Genomic DNA, 17,263 nt, shown 5'->3' with positions numbered 1-17,263 from the left:
TGAGGCCATGAAACTCCGTGCATTCGCATTGACCCTTGCAGCGTTGCTGTCGCCCACCGTTGCGCGTGCCGAGGGCTTTCTGAAGGTCGATGGCACAGAGATCGTCGACGGATCGGGCAAGCCCGTGATCCTGCGCGGCATGGGCCTCGGCGGCTGGATGCTGCAGGAAGGCTATATGTTGAAGCTCGGCGAGGTCGGGCAGCAGCACAAGATCCGCGCCAAGCTGGTCGAACTGGTTGGTGAGGCGCGCACTGCGGCCTTCTATCGGGCCTGGCTCGACAATCACACGACCGAGGCCGACATCGCCGCGATGGCGAAATGGGGATATAATTCGGTGCGCCTGCCGATCCATTTCGACCAGCTGACCCTCCCCGCCGACAAGGAACCGAAGGCCGGTCGGGACACGTGGCATGAAGAAGGTTTCCAGCGCATCGACCGCCTGCTCGCATGGAGCAAGGCGAACCGCATCTATCTGATCCTCGACCTTCACGCCGCGCCCGGCGGTCAGGGCAATGATCTTGCGATCTCCGACCGCGATCCGGAGAAGCCGTCGCTTTGGCAAAGCGCGGAGAACCAGCGCAAGACGATAGCGCTCTGGACCAAGCTTGCGGCGCGCTACAAGGACGAGCCCTGGATCGGCGCCTACGACCTCATCAACGAGCCCAACTGGAGCTTCGCGACCCCCGGCAAGGGCAATGGCTGCGATGATACCGAAAACAAGGCGGTCTGGGACTTGCAGAAGCGCATCACTGCGGCGATCCGCACCGTCGACAAGCGGCATATCGTGATCATCGAGGGCAATTGCTGGGGCAATAATTACAAGGGGCTGCCAGTCGCGTGGGATACGAACCTGGTTCTGAGCTTCCACAAATATTGGAACCGCAATGACGAGGCGAGCATCGCCGAAATCACGGCGCTGCGCACCAGCTATGACCGTCCGATCTGGCTCGGCGAGTCGGGCGAGAACAGCAACGGCTGGTATCGCGACGCGATTGCGCTGGTCGAGGGCGGCGGGATCGGTTGGAATTTCTGGCCGCTCAAGAAAATCGGCTTCAACCAACCGCTAGAGATCGTCGCCGGCGACGGCTGGATGAAGATTGTGGCTTGGATGACGGGCAAGGGTGCAAAGCCCGCGCCCGACGAGGCATATGCCGCGATGATGCAGCTCGCCGAAAACACGCGCTTCGATCGGAACATCCCGAAACCCGACGTCATCGACGCAATGTTTCGCCAGCCGCGTGACGCGAGCTACCGCCCCTTCGTCGCCCGCACGTTGGATAGCAAACCGCTGACCATTGCCGCCGCCGACTATGATCTCGGCCCCCCAGGGGTCGCCTATCACGACATCGTCGACGCCAATTATCATGTCGCGACCGGCGGCGAGCGGACACCGTGGAATAATGGCACGACCTATCGCAATGATGGCGTCGACATAGCGCGCGAGGCGAACGGAACGCCCTATGTCAGCGATTTCGTCACCGGCGAGTTTATGCGTTACAGCGCCAATGTCGCAAAGGCTGGCCGCTGGACCGTCACCGCGCGCATTCGCTCGGCGAAGGGCGGGCGCATCGGCATCGACGAGAGCGGCGTCGCCGTCCCCGCGGGAACCGTGTGGCAGATCGTGAAGCTTGCCGACGTCGACCTGCCCGCTGGCCCAGGCGCAGCGACGCTCCGCGCGATCGATTGCAGCGACTGCGAGGTCGCCGAGCTGATCTTCACGCCGCGCTGACCGGCGGAACCCGATCCCCTCTCCGCGCGTCCTGTCTGCACAAGCGGACGGGGCCCGTTTTGGAGGATGCGATCCATGTCCATGCTTGCCGTTTTTATCGGACGACTCTTCATCGCTCTGATTTTCATCGTGTCGGGGATCAACAAGCTGATCCATGTGTCGGATACCAGCGCGATGATTTCCGCCGCCGGCCTGCCTGGCGGGCTCGCTGTCCCGACGGGCCTGTTCGAACTCGTCGCGGGCATTTGCATCGCGCTTGGAATTGCAGTTCGGCTCTGGTCGACCCTGCTCGCCGGCTTTGTGCTGGCCACGATCATCTTTTTCCACCGCGAATTCACCGATCCTGTGCAGGCGATGGCCGCGATGAAGAATCTGGCGATCGCCGGCGGTTTGCTTTGCCTCTTCGGCTATGGCCACACGCGCTGGAGCTATGATGCGCTGCGGGCGAAGCGGCGCGCGGAAGTTGCCGAAAGTGCCGCGCAGCGTCATGCGGCCGAGGCGGAACTTCGAGCGGCGCGCGCCGAAGGGCGCGCCGAAGCGGTGGGAGCGCCGGTAGTCGTCGAAAAGCGGCCCTTCTGGCGCCGCTAGACGTTCGCACTTGGCATCGTGCCCGCGCTGCGCTAGCCTTCACTTAACGTTTACGTAAAGGGAGGGTTTGCCATGGCGTCCCGTGATCTCGACATTGTCGTCTACGGCGCAACCGGCTTCACCGGCCGCCTCGTCGCCGAATATCTCGCGCACCATTATAAGGACCGCAAGGATGCGCCGAAATGGGCGATGGCGGGGCGCAGCCTCGACAAGCTTGCCGAAGTGCGCGACCTGATCGGCGCCAGCGAAGAAACGCCGCTGATCGTCGCCGACGCGAGCGATCCGGCGAGCCTCGACAAGATGGCCGAAAGCACGAAGGTCGTGCTGACGACCGTGGGCCCGTACCAGCTTTACGGCAATGAACTTGTCGCCGCCTGCGTCCGCGCCGGCACCGCCTATGCCGATCTTTGCGGCGAACCCGGCTGGATGCGCGACATGATCGACGCGCACGAAGGAGCGGCCAAGGCATCGGGCGCGCGCATTACGTTTAGCTGCGGTTTCGACTCGATCCCCTTCGACCTCGGCGTCGCCTTCCTGCAGGCAGAGGCGGTGAAGCGCCACGGCAAGCCCGCGCCGCGCGTCAAGGGTCGCGTGCGCAAGATGGCGGGCGGCGCGTCGGGCGGCACGATCGCGAGCCTGACCGAAACGCTGAAGGCTATCGCGAAGAAACCTTCGCTTGCGCTGCTGCTCAAGTCCTCCTTTGCGCTGACGCCGGGCTTTGAGGGGCCTTCGCAGCCCACGGGTCTGATCCCCGAATATGACGGCGCAACGGGCACCTGGACCGCGCCGTTCGTGATGGCACCCATCAATACCAAGAATGTCCACCGCACCAACTTCCTGCTCGGCCATCCGTGGGGCGAGGATTTGGTGTATGACGAGATGGTGATGACGACGATCGGCGACGCGGGGAAAGCGATGGCCGAAGCGATGGCGAAGGCAAACCCGTTCGACCCGAGCATCAAGCCCGGCGAAGGGCCAAGCAAGGAAGAGCGCGAGAACGGCTTTTACGACATCCTCTTCATCGGCGAATATCCCGACGGCACCACAGTCCGCGCGTCGGTTCAGGGCGACCGCGACCCCGGCTATGGTTCGACGTCGAAGATGCTGGCCGAAACGGGCATCGCCCTGCTCGCGAACAAGGGCAAAGGCGGCGTCTGGACGCCCGGCGCGCTGCTGGGCGACGCGCTGATCGAGCGGCTGACCGCGAACGCCGGATTGACGTTCCAGATCGAGGACTAAAAATAAGATGACGACCTCTCCCAGCGCGCTCGACGCGCTGCTCTCCACGCTGCGCACCGAAGAGGGCGTGGCCAAGGCACATATCGACGAAGGCTGGATGCAGGGCCGCACCGCCTATGGCGGCATCAGTTCGGCGGTGGCGCTTGCGGGGACGATGGCGCTTCACCCGACCGAGACCCCGCTGCGCTATGCGCAGATCAGCTTCGTGGGTCCCGTCGGCGGCGATTGCACCATCGAAACGCGCGTGCTGCGCCAGTCGAAATCGAGCCTGTTCATCGACGCCGGCGTGTCGAGCGATCAGGGTTTCGGTACCGCCGCGGTCTTCGCCTTTTCGGGCGACCGTAACAGCCATCTCGACCACGACCGGTTGGCGATTCCAGATGCCCCCGATCCCGAAACACTGGCACCGGTGCCCGAGCATCATGCGCGACCGCCCTTCACGCGCCATTTCGACATGCGGCCGACCACTGGCCCGCGTTTCGGTTGGAAAAGTGACGTTGGCGAATATCTGACGTGGGTCCGCTTCGTCGAGGAACCGGCGTGCCACCCCGCGGTCGCGCTGCTGGCGATGGGTGACGCGCTGCCCCCCGCCGCAATGGCTCTATTCAGCCAGTTCGGGCCGATCAGCTCGATGAACTGGACGGTCAATATGCTCACCGGCACGCCGGCAACCGACGACGGCTGGTGGCTGCTTTCGGCGAAGACCGGCTATGCGCGCCACGGCCTGTCGGTACAGGACATGATGCTGTGGAACCGCGCCGGCGAGCCAGTGCTGAGCGGTAGCCAGGCGATCGCGATTTACGCCTGATATTGGGCGAAAGCTTGCCTTTATACTTCTTCGTCACCCCGGACTTGATCCGGGGTCCCGCTTGATGTCCAAGTCAGCCGATGTCTTCAAAAAGCGGGATTCCGGATCAAGTCCGGGATGACGGAAGTGGAGTGACGGAACATCCGCTTCCCCAACCCGCAGCGGATCTACGCTTGAACCGGCAGGTCGATGATCGCGTCGAGACCGCGGCCCACCCGGTTGCGGAGCGTCAGTCCGCCGCCCTCGCCTTCCGCGATATCGCGCGCGATCGAAAGGCCGAGCCCGGCGCCGCCGGTCGCGCGGTTGCGTGACTGTTCGCCGCGCGCGAAAGGTTCGACCAATGTCCGGATCTGTTCCTCGGTGAGGCCGGGGCCGTCGTCGGAGATGACGATCTGCGCGCGGCCGGTCTGGTTGCGCACCGAAAGCCGCGCGCGGATGCCATAGGCAACGGCATTGTCGGTCAGGTTGCGCAGCGCGCGCTTGAGCAGCATCGGCCGCGCCAGAACATTGGCGTCGGCGATGTCGTCCATCGCGACATCCTTGCCGCGTTCCTGGTAATCGGCCACCAGTTCGCCGACGAGTTCACGCAAGGGTATGCGTTCCTGCGCTTCGGTGCCCGCACCCGATCGCGCGAGCGCCAATATGTCGCTCAGCATAGCGGTCATTTCCTCGATGCTCGCGATCATCTTGTCGCGCAGCGCATCGTCGTCGACCTGTTCAACACGCACGCGCAAACTGGCAAGCGGCGTGCGCAAATCGTGGCCGACGGCACCGAGCATCCTGTCCTTGTCCGACAGCATCGTCGTGATCCGGCCGCGATAGGCGTTAAACGCGCCGATCAGGTCGCGGACGTCCGATGGCCCCTCTTCTTCGAGGGGCTCGGCATCGCGCAGCGCCGGGTTGGCCCGCGCCGCGCGCGTCAGGTCGCGCAGCGGGCGGGCGGCCCGCCAGGCGATAAACATGATCGGGACGAGCAGCAGCAGATAAAGCGATAACGTCTGCCAGACGAGGAAGCCCTGCAACCGGTTCCCGCCCGCAGCAATACGCGAGCGGACGGCGAAATAGCGGCCATCGACCTTTGCGACGACAATGACGGCACGATCGGGAAATTCGGGTCGCCGAAGCCGCTGGCGTTCGCGCGGCGGAAGCGCCCAAGCGTCCACCGATTCAACCTGAATATTCGTCTCGTCCAAAAGCCCGCTGACATATTTTGCAAGGTCGGGCAGCCGGACCGCACCGACAGGCACCGGCGGAGCTGTATCCGAAATTACGAGTTTTTGTGCGCGCTCGCGCGCTTCCGCATCATTCTGCGGGCGCCTGAAATCGCCGCGTCTGTCACGCTCGATCGCGTCGATCACGCGCGCGACCGCCATGCCACCGCCATGCGCCAGCGCCTGTTGCTTCATCCCGCGCGACAACAGGACGAAATTGATCGCCTGCGCGACGAACAGCATCACCGCGACGGCAAAGACAAGCTGGCCGATCAGGCTTTTGGGCCACAGGCGCAATTTCATGTCGTGGGCCCCATGCGCTTCACTTCGCACGCGAGCGTATAGCCCCCGCCCCACACTGTCTTGACGAGCTGGGGATGCGCAGGGTCGACCTCGATCTTTTTGCGCAGGCGGCTGACGAGATTGTCGATCGCGCGGTCGAAGATATCGGCCTCGCGCCCGCGCACCATGTCGAGCAGCCGGTCGCGGCTCATCACCTGTCGCGGATGGCGCACCAGCGCGTGAAGCAGATGATATTCGCCCGACGACAGCGCAACCTCATTGCCTTCGCCGTCGACCAGCACGCGCTCGACTTCGCGCAGCACCCAGTCGCCAAAGGCATAATAGGTACCGCCAGGATCGAGCGCACGGCCACCCTGCTGCGTGCGGCGCAGCACGGTGCGGATGCGGGCGACAAGTTCGCGCGGGTTGAAGGGTTTGACGACATAGTCGTCGGCGCCGATCTCCAGCCCGATAATACGCTCGGTATCCTCGGCGCGCGCCGTGAGCAGGATGACGGGAATGCTGCTCGTCTCGCGCAAATGGCGCGTCAGCGACAGGCCGTCTTCGCCCGGCATCATGATATCGCTGACGACCAGATCGATGCCTTGCGCACGCAGTACCGAGCGCGCCTCGGCGGCGCTCGCCGCGTCGGTCACGGCAAAGCCCTGCGCGGTCAGATATTCGCCCAGCGGTTCGCGGATCGAAGGCTCGTCGTCGATCAGCAGGATGCGGGGCGTGTCGCTGTCGGTCATCGGGTTTCCGTTAAAAAGATGCCAGTTCGAGAGATGCTAGTTCGCCCACCGGCCGCGGGGACCGATGGGCGATAGCTGGCAGGGACCGGCAACAAAGGCAATGCCGGGAGGGGAGGAAGGCCTGCGTCTTGCCGCGCAGCCCCTGCCAAATGGCTTATGGGTTGACGGGAGCAGCCGGAGCCGCGCCGCCGCGCTTGGCACGCCATGCACCGCGCTGGGCCTTGCGTTCCTCGGGCGTGACCTGACCGTCCTTGTTCGCATCGGCCGCGTCGAAGCGCGCGAGCGCCGCGGTCTGGAACTCGGCCTGGCTGATCGCCTTGTCGCCGTCGCTATCCGCCTTGCCCATCATCATGCCGTGGTGGCCGCCGCGTTTGCCATGATGGCCGCGCATACCACCGCGCTTGCCCTCGCCGCCCTCGGCGCGCTTGTCGCCGCGCTCGGCGCGTTTTGCCGCACGGTCGGCGCCATGCTGGTCCCACTCGGCCTTGCTGATGCTGCCGTTGCCGTCGGCATCGAGGCTGGCGAAACGCTTCGCCTGCATTTCGGCATGCCGTGCGGCGCGGTCGGCGGCGTCAAGCTTGCCGTCTTTGTTGACGTCCATCTTGGCGAACATCTCCGCTGCCCGGGTTTGCACATCGGCCCGGGTTTGGACGGCATCGCGGTCACCGTCGCCGGGCGCCGCAAGAACGGGCACGGCGACCAGCGCGGCACCCAGCGTCAAAAGAGAGAATTTCTTGATCACGTAACGAACTCCTTCGAGGGAGCGCCAAGGAGAGGTCGGCGTCCCGATGAAAGCGTTCTAGGCACGATTTGTCCCAGCCTGTTGCCGGATAGGCGAAAAATTGTCGCAAATTGTCGCAGAAACGATGCTCGGTTCATTTCGCAGCAAGCGGCGCAGGCAACAAATAGGTCAGGCCCTTGGTAAAACCCCGCGGCGCCACCGATACATGGTCCTCATCATTCAGTACGTCAGCCCGGATCTGCAGTCCCGGATAGCCGCGCCGTTTCAGCGTTGCGACCAGCGCCTCGCTATCGCCGACCATATCCATCGTCTTGTTGAAGCGGGGATCGCCTTCTCGAACCGCCTCATATTCGCCGGTATAGATATAGACCTTCGCCGCAAGGTCGCGATGCGCCACCGCATAGGCCGTCTCGGCCGCAAACATGTGCCGTTTGTCGTACCATAGCGAGGGGCTTCCGAGGATGTAGCCGTCGAACATCGCGGGATCGGTGAACAATATCTGCGTCCCGAGCAAGGCGCCGTAGGAATGGCCGAGGAACAGCTTTTGCCGGGGATCCGTCCGATAGCGACCGGCGATGAAGGGAAGGACATGATCGCGCAAATAGCGCTGATAGGCGCCGCCTCCGCCATGCACCGTATCGGCGGGAGCGTCGCTCGGCCCGCGGGCAGTCGGTGTATAGTCGCGCCGCCGACTTTGAACCGGATCGTCGCCCTTGGCATAGGACAGGCCGACGAGGATGAAATCCTGCACTTTCGGCCCTTCGACGTTCAACCGCCGCGCAATCTGCCGCACCACCGGAAAGGCATAGTCGGCGTCGGTGACATAGAGCACCGGATAGATGCGCTGAGGTTCCTTGGCGTAAGAAGGCGGCACGCTGACAAAGACCTGATAGTCGCGGCCCGATGCCGGATCGGGCACGTCCCAAACCTCGCTGCCCAGCAGGGCGTAGGGCTTTCCATGCCCTTCCTGAGCGGCCTGCGCCGCGATTGCCGAACCATTGTCATGTCCCGGCGCCGCGCCGCTACATCCCAAAAGCAGCGCCACGCCAAAGGCGCCCGCTGCTCGATATCCCTTTGCCATTGTTTCCGAATCTCCCCCGTCTGTCCCTTGGCCGTGCCAATCCGCAATCGCATAACGGCTGGCAATGGAGCGGTGCGGACGACCGGCCCAGCCGTTCATACGCCGGGGCGGAGCGATGGAGAGCAGCGAGAAGAGAACCCGGCGCATTTTAGAAGCGCGGCGTCCGCGCCGCCTGTCCGGCCCGGAAACAGGTAAGCCCCGTCGCATTTCTGCGGCGGGGCTCCCTAGACTTCGTCCGAAGACAGAAGTCAAATTCTACTCTTTCTTTCGATCAAGCAGATAGATGAAACGCGGCAGGTCCCGGAAGGTTCCCGCCGCGCCGATATTTTTTAGGTTATCTTACGCGCGGCAGCCGACCCAAGGATCAGGAACAGCACGACGAGAGCCAGGCCGACGAAAAACAGGATTTTCGCAATGCCGGCGGCCGCGCCAGCAACGCCGCCAAAGCCGAGCACCGCGGCAAGCAGCGCGATCACGGCGAAAATCAAAGCCCATTTGAACATCTGACGTCTCCTTGCATTTGCGCACGACACCAGCTTCGAAAGCGCGTCACTTTCGAGGGGGAAACGGCCGGTCGCCGCGCCGCAAATCTCCGATTGTTGATACGAAGGCATAACGACGCCAGCGCATGAAAGTTCCTGTGTCCCGGCAGATAGCCCCTTGCCTATCCTGCCGACCACGCGTTTATGCGCGCATCGATCTGGGGAGGTTTCATGCGCATTTCATCGCTCAACCGGGTGCTCGCCGCTGCAGCACTGACGCTTTGCATTCCGGCTTTGGCCGGTGCCCAGCAAGGCGACGCGGCGCCGACGCAAGGTGTGGCATATCTGAACAAACAAATGACCGCGCTCGCCGAGCGGAACGGCGCCGATGGCTGGCGCGTCACACCAAGCGGGCTGCGCTGGCGCCGCATCGCGGGCGACGGCAGCGGCGCGCGCCCCGGCCCGACCGATCAAGTCACCGTCCATTATGTCGGCACATTCGCCGATGGCCGCGAATTCGACAGTTCGGTGCGCCGCGGCGAGCCGACGACCTTTCCGCTGAACCGCGTAATCGACGGCTGGCAGGAAGGCGTCGCGCTGATGGGAGTCGGCGACAAGGTGGAACTCGCGATCCCGTGGCAGCTCGCTTATGGCCCCGTCGGCAAGGGGCCGATCCCGGGCGGCGCCACCCTGCTGTTCACGGTCGAATTGCTCGGCATCGAGCCTGCCCGCTGACATCGGCGGGAGACCGGCGGAGCGCGACGGGACCTGACCGGAATTTTCCGGTCGCGCCCGTCATTGTGACTTGGATGTCGACATGAACACTTCGCCGGTGGCCGGGTCCACCGAAAGTTTCGGCGAGCTTTTGCAGGGGTAGGACGCGTTCATCGCGATCAGAAACAGCATGTGCGTGGACACTTGCCGGATTTGCGGATGCTCGCGAAGATATTTGTGGAACACGTCCCTGTTCTGTTCATAGGTCGCGCCCGGCGGCAGGCAATAGACCGCCTGTTCGGCGGACTTGTCTGCGTTCATCACAGGCGCATCGGCCATGCCCATGAAATATCCGATGCAGGCGCTATAGTCCTTCGCGCTTGCTACACACTGATTATAATAGGAATTCCCGCCCGCGAGGCTTTCGCGCGGTTGAAAGGCCGCGCCGTCGGCCGGAGTCAGCGCCGCCAGCAGCGCCAGAGCAACCAATTGCTTCATTCGCCCTCCCCGGGTCTGTCCTGTGGCATATTCTATACCCTAAGTACCCGACGGCCTAATGATATGCGACAGGCTGCATCGAGCGGGATATCGCCTGAACGCGAACGCCGGACGAAGGCGCAGGGCCGACTATATGAGATTTCGGAAGTTGGAGCGGGTAGCGGGAATCGAACCCGCCTAGCTAGCTTGGAAGGCTAGAGCATTACCACTATGCTATACCCGCATCTCCAAGGTCGGCGGCGATTGCCATTTTGACCGCCCGCAGTCAAGCGCATCATTGAGAACATCTTGGCAACATGCTAAAGATGCGCCGTGCAGGACGGCGAAGACCATGACACCGACGATGCCGCGGAGGCCCCGGTCCGCAAGATCATCCATGTCGACATGGATGCTTTCTACGCATCGGTCGAACAGCGTGACGATCCCGCGTTGCGTGGCAAACCGGTTGCAGTAGGCGGATCGTCGCGACGCGGCGTCGTCGCGGCCGCAAGTTACGAAGCGCGCAAGTTCGGCGTTCGCTCGGCGATGCCGAGCATCACCGCCAAGCGTCAATGCCCTGACCTGATTTTCGTCCCGCCGCGTTTCGAAGTGTATCGCGACATTTCGCATCAGATCCGCGCCATTTTCCGCGACTATGCCGACGAGGTCGAACCGCTGTCGCTTGACGAGGCCTATCTGGACGTCAGCGCCGACAAGGCTGACCTCGGTAGCGCGACCGCGGCGGCGAAGCTGATCCGCCAACGCATCCGCGCCGAAACCGGCCTCACCGCCTCCGCCGGCGTCTCGTACAATAAATTCATCGCCAAACTCGCGTCGGACCAGAACAAGCCCGATGGCCTGACCGTCATTCCGCCGGGCCGCGGCGCGGCCTTTGTCCAGACATTGTCGATCCGCCGTTTTCACGGCATCGGGCCGGTCACCGCGGCCAAAATGGAAGGGCTTGGCATCTTCTCGGGCGCAGACCTTGCGGCGAAAGACCCGATGTGGCTCGCCGAGAATTTCGGCAACAGCGCCGAATGGCTCTGGAATCTCGCGCGCGGGATCGACCATCGCCGCGTCAAGTCGAACCGGCCGCTGAAGTCGTTGGGCGGCGAGCGCACCTTTTTCAACGACCTGATTACCGACACCGAAATCCGCGAGGCGCTCGCGCATGTCTGTACCGTCGTGTGGGACCGCGTGGCGAAGAAGGGCGCGCGCGGTCGCACCGTGACGCTCAAGCTGCGCTACGCCGATTTCAGGACGATCACGCGCGCCAAATCGGTCGCCATGCCCATCCTCGACGGCAGTTCGCTGCTTGCTGCGGGTGAAGCCATCCTCGCGCCATTACTCCCGACCGAACAGGGCATCCGCCTGCTGGGCGTGACCCTGAGCAAATTCGAGGGCGAAGAGGATGATGGGGAAGTCGTGGCCGCCCCCGCCGACCTGCTCAGCCTTATCTAGCTACCAGGGCAGGCGTGAAACGCCGCATTGCTGCCTGCATCTTGGGCGACAGCGAAGCGAAGTTGCAGCGTATCAGCGTCTCGTCCATCACCTGGATACCCTCGGGCCCCGGAGCGCCGGTGCGCAGCATCATGCGGTCGGGCGACAACGACTTCACATGGAAATAGCCCACGCTCTCGGTCGGTCCCAATTGCATATGGGTAAAGCCGTTTTTCAGAGCGGTGGTGCGCCCGATCGCCTCCAACTCGGCGACCGGCCCCATGCTGGCTTTCGGTCCATAATAATAGACCGCGCCCCAGCGCTTGCCGTCATAGGCATAGCCGTTGGTCACCGACGCGCATTTGTCGGTCGCGCTGATCCAGAAGCCCCTGTCGATCGGCATCGCAATCGTCTGCGCCGCCGCCGGCACGCTGCACGCCATTGCGGCGAGCGCCAAAAACCATCTACGCATCGATACCCCACCTCCGCTGACAGTGACGTCATGGTGGCGGAATTAGGCGATCCGATCAACCCGCGTCGGCGAACACGCGTTCCTTGGTCGCCGTGAAGCGGATCGACGGATTGCGTTGGGTCACATAGCCGACTTCCCACGCGTCCTTCGCCATGAACACCGGCGCGCCGTCGCGGTCGGTCGCCGCGGCACCGCGATTGTCGGCCTGGAACGCCTTCAGCGCCGTCGCATCCTCGCTCGCAATCCAGCGCGCGGTATCCCACGGCGACTGCTCAAGCTTCGCCTCGACCTTATATTCGGCCTCTAGCCGGCTGATCAGTACGTCCAATTGAAGCTGCCCGACGACGCCGACGATCATGTTCGATCCGATCTCGGGATAGAAGACCTGGATGATCCCCTCCTCGGCCATGTCGTCGAGCGCTTTGCGAAGCTGCTTTGTCTTCGTGGGGTCGACCAGCGCGACGCGGCGCAGGATTTCGGGCGCGAAATTCGGCAGACCGGTGATCGTGATGTCGCTGCGTTCGGAAAGCGTGTCGCCGACGCGCAGCGTGCCATGGTTCGGAATGCCGATGATGTCGCCCGGGAACGCCTCTTCGGCCATTTCGCGGTCCTGCGCGAGAAAGAGCATCGGGCGGCTGATCGCGATCGCCTTGCCCGTCCCGCCCTGCATCAGCCGCATACCGCGTTCGAACTTGCCCGAGCAGAGGCGCATGAAGGCAATGCGGTCGCGGTGCGCCGGGTTCATATTCGCCTGTACCTTGAATACAAAGCCGGTGACGGCATCGTCGTCGGGCTGTACCGGCGCGGGCTCGGCGGGCTGCGGCTGCGGCCCCGGCGCATGGTTCGCCAGCCCCGCGAGCAGGTCGACGACGCCGAATTCCTTGAGCGCCGAGCCGAAGAACACCGGCGTCAGATCGCCGTTACGATAGGCGGCCGCATCGAACGGCGCGTAGCAGGCCGACGCCAGCTCGGTCTCTTCCCTGAGCAATGCCATCGCATCGGCGCTGAGCTTCGCCGCAAGGCGCGGATCGTCGAGGCCCTCGACCGCGATCCGATCGCCCTCATACATACGCGAAGCTTCGCCGCCCGGCACCATCAGCGCAGGATCGACGAGGTCGTAAATCCCCTCAAACTGTCCGCCCATGCCTACGGGCCAGTTCATCGGGCAGACGTCGAGCGCCAGCCGGTCGGCAACCTCGTCGAGCAGTTCGAACGGCGTCTGGCCTTCGCGGTCGACCTTGTTGATGAAGGTAATGATCGGGACGGAGCGCAGGCGGCACACCTCGAACAGCTTGAGCGTTTGCGGTTCGATACCCTTGGCGGCGTCGATCACCATCACCGCGCTATCGACGGCGGTCAGCGTGCGGTAGGTATCCTCACTGAAATCCTCGTGCCCCGGCGTGTCGAGCAGGTTGAAGATCAGCCCGGCATGTTCGAAGGTCATCACCGACGAGGTCACCGAAATCCCGCGCTGCTGTTCGATCTTCATCCAGTCGGAACGTGCGCGCCGCGCAGCACCGCGCGCCTTGACCTCGCCCGCGATATGGATCGCGCCGCCCGCGACGAGCAATTTCTCGGTCAGCGTCGTCTTGCCCGCGTCGGGGTGCGAGATGATGGCGAAGGTACGGCGGTCTGGGTGCGGAGCTATCATGGCGCGGGCGCCTAGCAGGTGGGGCGAGATGTGGAAAGGGGCTGGCGTCGTCGCCCCAGCGGCCGCATGATCGACCTCATGCGCAACCTGCTCCTCGCCGCCGCCCTGATCGCTGCTCCTGCTGCGGCGCAGGATTCTCCCTTTGTCGGCGAATATCGCCTTGCGGAAGGGCCCGACGTCGGCGGCGGGCTGCTGATCCGCAACGACGGCCGCTTCCAATATATGCTCGCTGCGGGCGCCCTCGACGAGCAGGCCGAGGGCCGCTGGGAAATGCGCGGCGACACGATCTGCCTCACCACCGATCCGAAGCCGGTGCCTCCCGCGATGGAGAAAGGCGCGTTGATCGAGGTCGAGGGCGCTGTCCCCACGCTGCTCGTCACCTGGCCCAACGGCAAGGGGGTCGCAGGGGTCGATTTCATCATCGGCTTCGACAGCGGCGATCCTATGGAAGACTATACCCAGACCTATGGCTGGACGATGCCCGAGGACGACAAGCGGGTGCCGCGCTGGATCAAAGTTCGCGAGCCCATCTATGGCGTCACCGCGCCACGCTATGAATTGACCGAGACCGACGGCGGCAAGCTGCGCGTTACCATCGTCCCCAACGATATGGGCGTCGTGAATTTCGAGGGTGCGTGCGCGGAGAAGAGCGAAGGCGGACTGACGCTGCACCGCGCCGAGGGCGATATGCGGTTTCGGCGGCTGGGCGCCCCTTAAAGCCGCAAAAGCCCCGCATGCGCGCCCCGAATTTATGTCCTTTGTGGCTTTAAGCCGACAAAAGATACGCATGCACACGCCAAAACTGTCTCCTTTGTCGCGTTAGGCGAACGAATGGATATCGACGAGATCAAAAATCCAGGCCCGAGGCTGGCACAGAGGAATAATGTAGGAAAACCGCATTTTGCGGGTGAAGGGAGGCCGTTTTGGGGTGGTGAGCTGACGTTGCCCTCTTTGGACATCGCCCGGCTGGATCCAGATCGGGTCGGCGCAAGGGCCGCGCAATATTCCAAAGTTCAGGAAAGTTCAGCCCTATGAGCGCCCCGATTTGCCCGTCGCGGCGTGTTGGATGTGCGCCGCACGTCCGATCATGGTCGTACCCGCAAGCCGGGCAGCGACCACCTTTTTGTTCACCGAGTGAAAGAGCCGGATGAAGGCTGGCACGGCCGAATAATGTAGGAAAGACCTAATTGAAGGCGGTGTTTGTTTTATATTGGGGAGCGGACACCCCGTCCCCCACTTCCGTCATCCCGGGCTTGACCCGCGATCCCGCTTTTTGGTGCATTCACTGGCTTCGGCCTCAAGCGGGACCCCGGATCAAGTCCGGGGTGACGAGGATGGCAGGGTCCGCAATCGGTCGAAACCAGCCAGGACCCAGCCGCGGGCCGGATGACGCGCCCCCCCACCAATCGAAACCCGCCGCCCAAAAACAGAGAGGCGCAGCCTTTCGGCCACGCCCCTCCCCCCGTTTTCTTGAAACTTATATCAGCGCGAGGCGAGCCTCATCGCGCCGGCTTTTGCCGCCCACTGGATCGCCTCGCCGCCGCCCATGGCGCGGACGAAGCAGGTCTGACCCTGCGCCTTCAACTGGTTGCAAAGGCTCGTCGCATCGGCGCGCGTCGCAAGCCCGTTCACCGTCAGGCGATAGAAATTGCGGCCGTTCACCGTCGCGGCGTGGCTCGATGCCGGGAAATTCGCGAGAACGCCGTTGCGCTTTTTCAGCGTGCCCCATTTTTCCCGCGCGATGCCGAGGCTGTCATAGGCGCCAAGTTGTACTGCCCAGCCGGTCGGCTTCTTCGCATCGAAGCCCATCGCCTTCGGGATCAGCACCGTCGCCAGTTCGATCGCCTGTTTCTGTGCCGGGCGAATCCGTCCTTCGTCCTGGGCGTGCGGCGCGGCGCGGTACGGCGCGGCGTCCGCCATGATCACTTCGCCCGCCGGCTTCGGCTGCGGCAATTCGGTCACCGGCACGACGCCATCGGCATTGCGCTCGGGCATCGGCAGTTCGACGCTGCGGATCGCGCTGCTCGCATCGGCCAGAACCGGCGGCGGCGGCGCATAGTCCGCGACCGGCGCCGGATCGGCGCTGGCGAGTTGCACCGCGGGCCCCGCCGCGGCCATCTGCGTGTCGCCGAAATTGCTCAGCGCGAGGCGGACCGGCATGCCCGCATCCTCCCGCGCAGTGGTGCCCATCAGGCTAGCGATGCGAACCTGCGCATTCGGCTGTTCGGCCAGCTTCGACCATTCCGCCATCCGCCCTTCGAGCTTTGCGAGCGACAGATCCTGCGACGCGATCATGCGCGCTTGCGCCCAGCGGCCCGACAATGCGAGCGCCAGCGCAAAATTCTGCCGCGTCCGCGCATCGGCATCCTTTTCGCGCGACGCTTCGTTCAGCACGTAAAGCGAGCCTTCGGCATCGCCGGCAAGCGCGAGCGCGAGCCCGAGATCCGACGCCGGCACGGTGTCGCGATGCTGGGTCAGCAGAGCGACCGCCTGTTGATTCTTGTTCTGTGCGATCTGCGCCAGCGCGAGCGAGAGGACCGTATTGCTGTCGGTCGCGCCGAGTTCCATCGCCTCGGTCAGCGCCGCGGTCGCCGATGCGAACCGGCCATTACCCAGATAGGCCTGACCCAGCAGCGCGCGATAGCCCGCGTCACGCGGGCTGCCCGCCACCGCCGCTTCGGCGAGGCTGACGGCCTTGCTCGGCTTGCCGGCTTCAAGCGCGACGCGCGCCTGATCGGCCGACTTCGCGGCCACGATGGGCGTCCCGGCGGCGCGCGAAGGCGCGTCGGCCATCTTGCCCATGCCGCTGCACCCCGTGGCCACGCCAAGGACGAAACCGGAAACGGCCAGATTCTTCAGCATCTTGCGGTTCATGACAGATCCCCCAAAAGTCTTCAGCGTTGTCCGCGCACCGGACGCGCGGCGGGCAAACGGCTCGCCATCGCGTCGATTTCGGGCAGCGACGACAGATATTCGTCCAGCAGGTCGGTCAGGATCACCTGCGACGACCGGTTCGTCACCGCGCTTGCCAGGCGCAGGCGCAGGTGTCGCTCGGCGTCGAGGCGCAGCGTGAACGCCGCCTTTTCCCGGGCCCGCAATGCGCGCGGTGCCTTTTCCTTCTTCGGAGCCGGCGCGGGACGCGCTTCGACCTTGCGCGCCACCGCGGCGACGCGCTCGATCAGCGATTCCTGCTGGCGGACGACTTCCGGAACTTCGGGTGCTTCGGCCTCGAACGGCTCGGCGTCGAAGCTGCCCGCCATCCCGGCAAGCTGGCCGGTCAAATCGCCGGTAAACTCGGGCGCCAGAACATGGCCAGCGCTGTCGTCGACCGCATGTTCGGCTTCGACATTATGCGCAAGCACCGATCCGGTGAGCAGCGGCTTCAGGTCGACAAGGCGCGCGGGTTCGGCCGACTGGTCGGGGTCGACATCATATCCCATGTCGTTCCAGCCAAGGTCGTCATAGCCCATGCTGTTCAGCGGTGCGGGGCCGCTGCCGAGCGGCTGGCGGCGCATGGCGGGACGCGCTCCGCCCTTGCGGGCCAGAAGTCCGGCGCTCAGCGATGCGAGGGGTTTGGGTTCGCCCATGGTTTCCG

18 protein-coding genes and 1 tRNA gene are annotated in these 17,263 nt (G+C 64.2%); 8 read left to right on the top strand and 11 right to left on the bottom strand.

The window, feature by feature from the left end:
- Positions 1-7: 7 nt before the first annotated feature.
- The 4 genes from SC1_RS06460 to SC1_RS06445 all read left to right on the top strand — a co-directional run bounded on the left by SC1_RS06460 (position 8) and on the right by SC1_RS06445 (position 4,364).
- The gene (locus SC1_RS06460) at positions 8-1,729 is read left to right on the top strand and encodes a cellulase family glycosylhydrolase (protein ID WP_062179123.1); all 1,722 of its coding nucleotides are present in this window, start codon (positions 8-10) and stop codon (positions 1,727-1,729) included.
- A 75-nt stretch (positions 1,730-1,804) separates the two neighbouring features.
- Positions 1,805-2,317, top strand: a complete 513-nt coding sequence (locus tag SC1_RS06455) for a DoxX family protein (RefSeq protein WP_083435709.1) — start codon at positions 1,805-1,807, stop codon at positions 2,315-2,317.
- Between the two features lie 72 nt (positions 2,318-2,389).
- Positions 2,390-3,556 carry a trans-acting enoyl reductase family protein gene (locus tag SC1_RS06450; RefSeq protein WP_062179116.1) on the top strand — a complete coding sequence of 389 codons (1,167 nt, stop codon included), beginning with the start codon at positions 2,390-2,392 and terminating at the stop codon, positions 3,554-3,556.
- Between the two features lie 7 nt (positions 3,557-3,563).
- Positions 3,564-4,364 carry an acyl-CoA thioesterase II gene (locus SC1_RS06445; RefSeq protein WP_062179112.1) on the top strand — a complete coding sequence of 267 codons (801 nt, stop codon included), beginning with the start codon at positions 3,564-3,566 and terminating at the stop codon, positions 4,362-4,364.
- A 167-nt stretch (positions 4,365-4,531) separates the two neighbouring features.
- Here SC1_RS06445 and SC1_RS06440 read toward each other — a convergent pair whose 3' ends face one another.
- The 5 genes from SC1_RS06440 to SC1_RS21495 form a co-directional block, all read right to left on the bottom strand.
- Positions 4,532-5,878, bottom strand: coding sequence for a HAMP domain-containing sensor histidine kinase (locus SC1_RS06440; RefSeq protein WP_062179109.1), 1,347 nt, complete (start codon positions 5,876-5,878; stop codon positions 4,532-4,534).
- Positions 5,875-6,609 (bottom strand): response regulator, encoded by a 735-nt coding sequence (locus tag SC1_RS06435; protein WP_062179106.1) that lies wholly within the window; start codon positions 6,607-6,609, stop codon positions 5,875-5,877. The genes SC1_RS06440 and SC1_RS06435 overlap by 4 nt, the downstream gene beginning before the upstream one ends.
- A gap of 154 nt (positions 6,610-6,763) precedes the next feature.
- Positions 6,764-7,351, bottom strand: coding sequence for an EF-hand domain-containing protein (locus SC1_RS06430; protein WP_062179102.1), 588 nt, complete (start codon positions 7,349-7,351; stop codon positions 6,764-6,766).
- A 133-nt stretch (positions 7,352-7,484) separates the two neighbouring features.
- The gene (locus SC1_RS06425) at positions 7,485-8,432 is read right to left on the bottom strand and encodes an alpha/beta hydrolase (protein WP_083435708.1); all 948 of its coding nucleotides are present in this window, start codon (positions 8,430-8,432) and stop codon (positions 7,485-7,487) included.
- Positions 8,433-8,761: 329 nt separating this feature from the next.
- Positions 8,762-8,935: a DUF1328 domain-containing protein gene (locus SC1_RS21495; RefSeq protein WP_083435707.1), complete on the bottom strand. Its 174-nt coding sequence runs from the start codon at positions 8,933-8,935 to the stop codon at positions 8,762-8,764.
- 210 nt (positions 8,936-9,145) lie between these two features.
- On the opposite strand from SC1_RS21495, the gene SC1_RS06420 reads away from it, so the two are divergent.
- A complete protein-coding gene (locus SC1_RS06420) occupies positions 9,146-9,649 on the top strand; it encodes an FKBP-type peptidyl-prolyl cis-trans isomerase (protein ID WP_062183702.1) in 504 nt (167 codons plus the stop codon).
- 60 nt (positions 9,650-9,709) lie between these two features.
- On the opposite strand, the gene SC1_RS06415 is transcribed toward SC1_RS06420, so the two are convergent.
- On the bottom strand, positions 9,710-10,126 hold the full coding sequence (locus SC1_RS06415) for a Rap1a/Tai family immunity protein (protein WP_062179098.1): 417 nt from the start codon (positions 10,124-10,126) through the stop codon (positions 9,710-9,712).
- A 149-nt stretch (positions 10,127-10,275) separates the two neighbouring features.
- Positions 10,276-10,349 (bottom strand) — tRNA-Gly (locus SC1_RS06410).
- 89 nt (positions 10,350-10,438) lie between these two features.
- Here SC1_RS06410 and dinB point away from each other — a divergent pair.
- Positions 10,439-11,566, top strand: coding sequence for a DNA polymerase IV (gene dinB / locus SC1_RS06405; protein WP_062179095.1), 1,128 nt, complete (start codon positions 10,439-10,441; stop codon positions 11,564-11,566).
- Here the strand turns inward: dinB and SC1_RS06400 are convergent.
- Together SC1_RS06400 and SC1_RS06395 are read right to left on the bottom strand one after the other, a co-directional pair.
- Positions 11,559-12,017 (bottom strand): hypothetical protein, encoded by a 459-nt coding sequence (locus SC1_RS06400; RefSeq protein ID WP_152682312.1) that lies wholly within the window; start codon positions 12,015-12,017, stop codon positions 11,559-11,561. The two genes, dinB and SC1_RS06400, sit on opposite strands and share 8 nt — an antisense overlap.
- A 55-nt stretch (positions 12,018-12,072) precedes the next feature.
- Positions 12,073-13,668: a peptide chain release factor 3 gene (locus tag SC1_RS06395; protein ID WP_062179088.1), complete on the bottom strand. Its 1,596-nt coding sequence runs from the start codon at positions 13,666-13,668 to the stop codon at positions 12,073-12,075.
- Between the two features lie 66 nt (positions 13,669-13,734).
- Here SC1_RS06395 and SC1_RS06390 point away from each other — a divergent pair, with 66 nt between their 5' ends.
- Both SC1_RS06390 and SC1_RS21805 read left to right on the top strand, forming a co-directional pair.
- Entirely contained in the window at positions 13,735-14,385 is a 651-nt protein-coding gene (locus SC1_RS06390) for a hypothetical protein (RefSeq protein WP_062179085.1), read from the top strand.
- Between the two features lie 114 nt (positions 14,386-14,499).
- Positions 14,500-14,703 (top strand): hypothetical protein, encoded by a 204-nt coding sequence (locus SC1_RS21805; protein WP_152682311.1) that lies wholly within the window; start codon positions 14,500-14,502, stop codon positions 14,701-14,703.
- A gap of 447 nt (positions 14,704-15,150) precedes the next feature.
- On the opposite strand, the gene SC1_RS06385 is transcribed toward SC1_RS21805, so the two are convergent.
- Together SC1_RS06385 and SC1_RS06380 are read right to left on the bottom strand one after the other, a co-directional pair.
- Entirely contained in the window at positions 15,151-16,542 is a 1,392-nt protein-coding gene (locus SC1_RS06385) for an SPOR domain-containing protein (protein WP_062179081.1), read from the bottom strand.
- Positions 16,543-16,562: 20 nt separating this feature from the next.
- Entirely contained in the window at positions 16,563-17,255 is a 693-nt protein-coding gene (locus tag SC1_RS06380) for a hypothetical protein (RefSeq protein WP_062179078.1), read from the bottom strand.
- Between the last annotated feature and the right edge of the window lie 8 nt (positions 17,256-17,263).

The sequence above is a fragment of the Sphingopyxis sp. C-1 genome (genome assembly GCF_001047015.1).
Classification (GTDB): Bacteria; Pseudomonadota; Alphaproteobacteria; order Sphingomonadales; family Sphingomonadaceae; genus Sphingopyxis.
The sequence above is the reverse complement of the archived record's forward strand: the minus strand, read 5'-3'. Positions and strand labels throughout refer to the sequence as shown.

Bases quoted from the DNA above. Each gene is read 5' to 3' on its own strand.
- SC1_RS06425 (WP_083435708.1), bottom strand. From the start codon at position 8,432: ATGGCAAAGGGATATCGAGCAGCGGGCGCCTTTGGCGTGGCGCTGCTT.
- SC1_RS06385 (WP_062179081.1), bottom strand. From the start codon at position 16,542: ATGAACCGCAAGATGCTGAAGAATCTGGCCGTTTCCGGTTTCGTCCTT.
- SC1_RS06445 (WP_062179112.1), top strand. From the start codon at position 3,564: ATGACGACCTCTCCCAGCGCGCTCGACGCGCTGCTCTCCACGCTGCGC.
- SC1_RS06395 (WP_062179088.1), bottom strand. From the start codon at position 13,668: ATGATAGCTCCGCACCCAGACCGCCGTACCTTCGCCATCATCTCGCAC.
- SC1_RS06455 (WP_083435709.1), top strand. From the start codon at position 1,805: ATGTCCATGCTTGCCGTTTTTATCGGACGACTCTTCATCGCTCTGATT.
- SC1_RS21495 (WP_083435707.1), bottom strand. From the start codon at position 8,935: ATGTTCAAATGGGCTTTGATTTTCGCCGTGATCGCGCTGCTTGCCGCG.
- SC1_RS06415 (WP_062179098.1), bottom strand. From the start codon at position 10,126: ATGAAGCAATTGGTTGCTCTGGCGCTGCTGGCGGCGCTGACTCCGGCC.
- SC1_RS06440 (WP_062179109.1), bottom strand. From the start codon at position 5,878: ATGAAATTGCGCCTGTGGCCCAAAAGCCTGATCGGCCAGCTTGTCTTT.
- SC1_RS06390 (WP_062179085.1), top strand. From the start codon at position 13,735: ATGATCGACCTCATGCGCAACCTGCTCCTCGCCGCCGCCCTGATCGCT.
- SC1_RS06400 (WP_152682312.1), bottom strand. From the start codon at position 12,017: ATGCGTAGATGGTTTTTGGCGCTCGCCGCAATGGCGTGCAGCGTGCCG.
- SC1_RS06450 (WP_062179116.1), top strand. From the start codon at position 2,390: ATGGCGTCCCGTGATCTCGACATTGTCGTCTACGGCGCAACCGGCTTC.
- SC1_RS06460 (WP_062179123.1), top strand. From the start codon at position 8: ATGAAACTCCGTGCATTCGCATTGACCCTTGCAGCGTTGCTGTCGCCC.
- SC1_RS06435 (WP_062179106.1), bottom strand. From the start codon at position 6,609: ATGACCGACAGCGACACGCCCCGCATCCTGCTGATCGACGACGAGCCT.
- SC1_RS06380 (WP_062179078.1), bottom strand. From the start codon at position 17,255: ATGGGCGAACCCAAACCCCTCGCATCGCTGAGCGCCGGACTTCTGGCC.
- SC1_RS21805 (WP_152682311.1), top strand. From the start codon at position 14,500: ATGGATATCGACGAGATCAAAAATCCAGGCCCGAGGCTGGCACAGAGG.
- SC1_RS06420 (WP_062183702.1), top strand. From the start codon at position 9,146: ATGCGCATTTCATCGCTCAACCGGGTGCTCGCCGCTGCAGCACTGACG.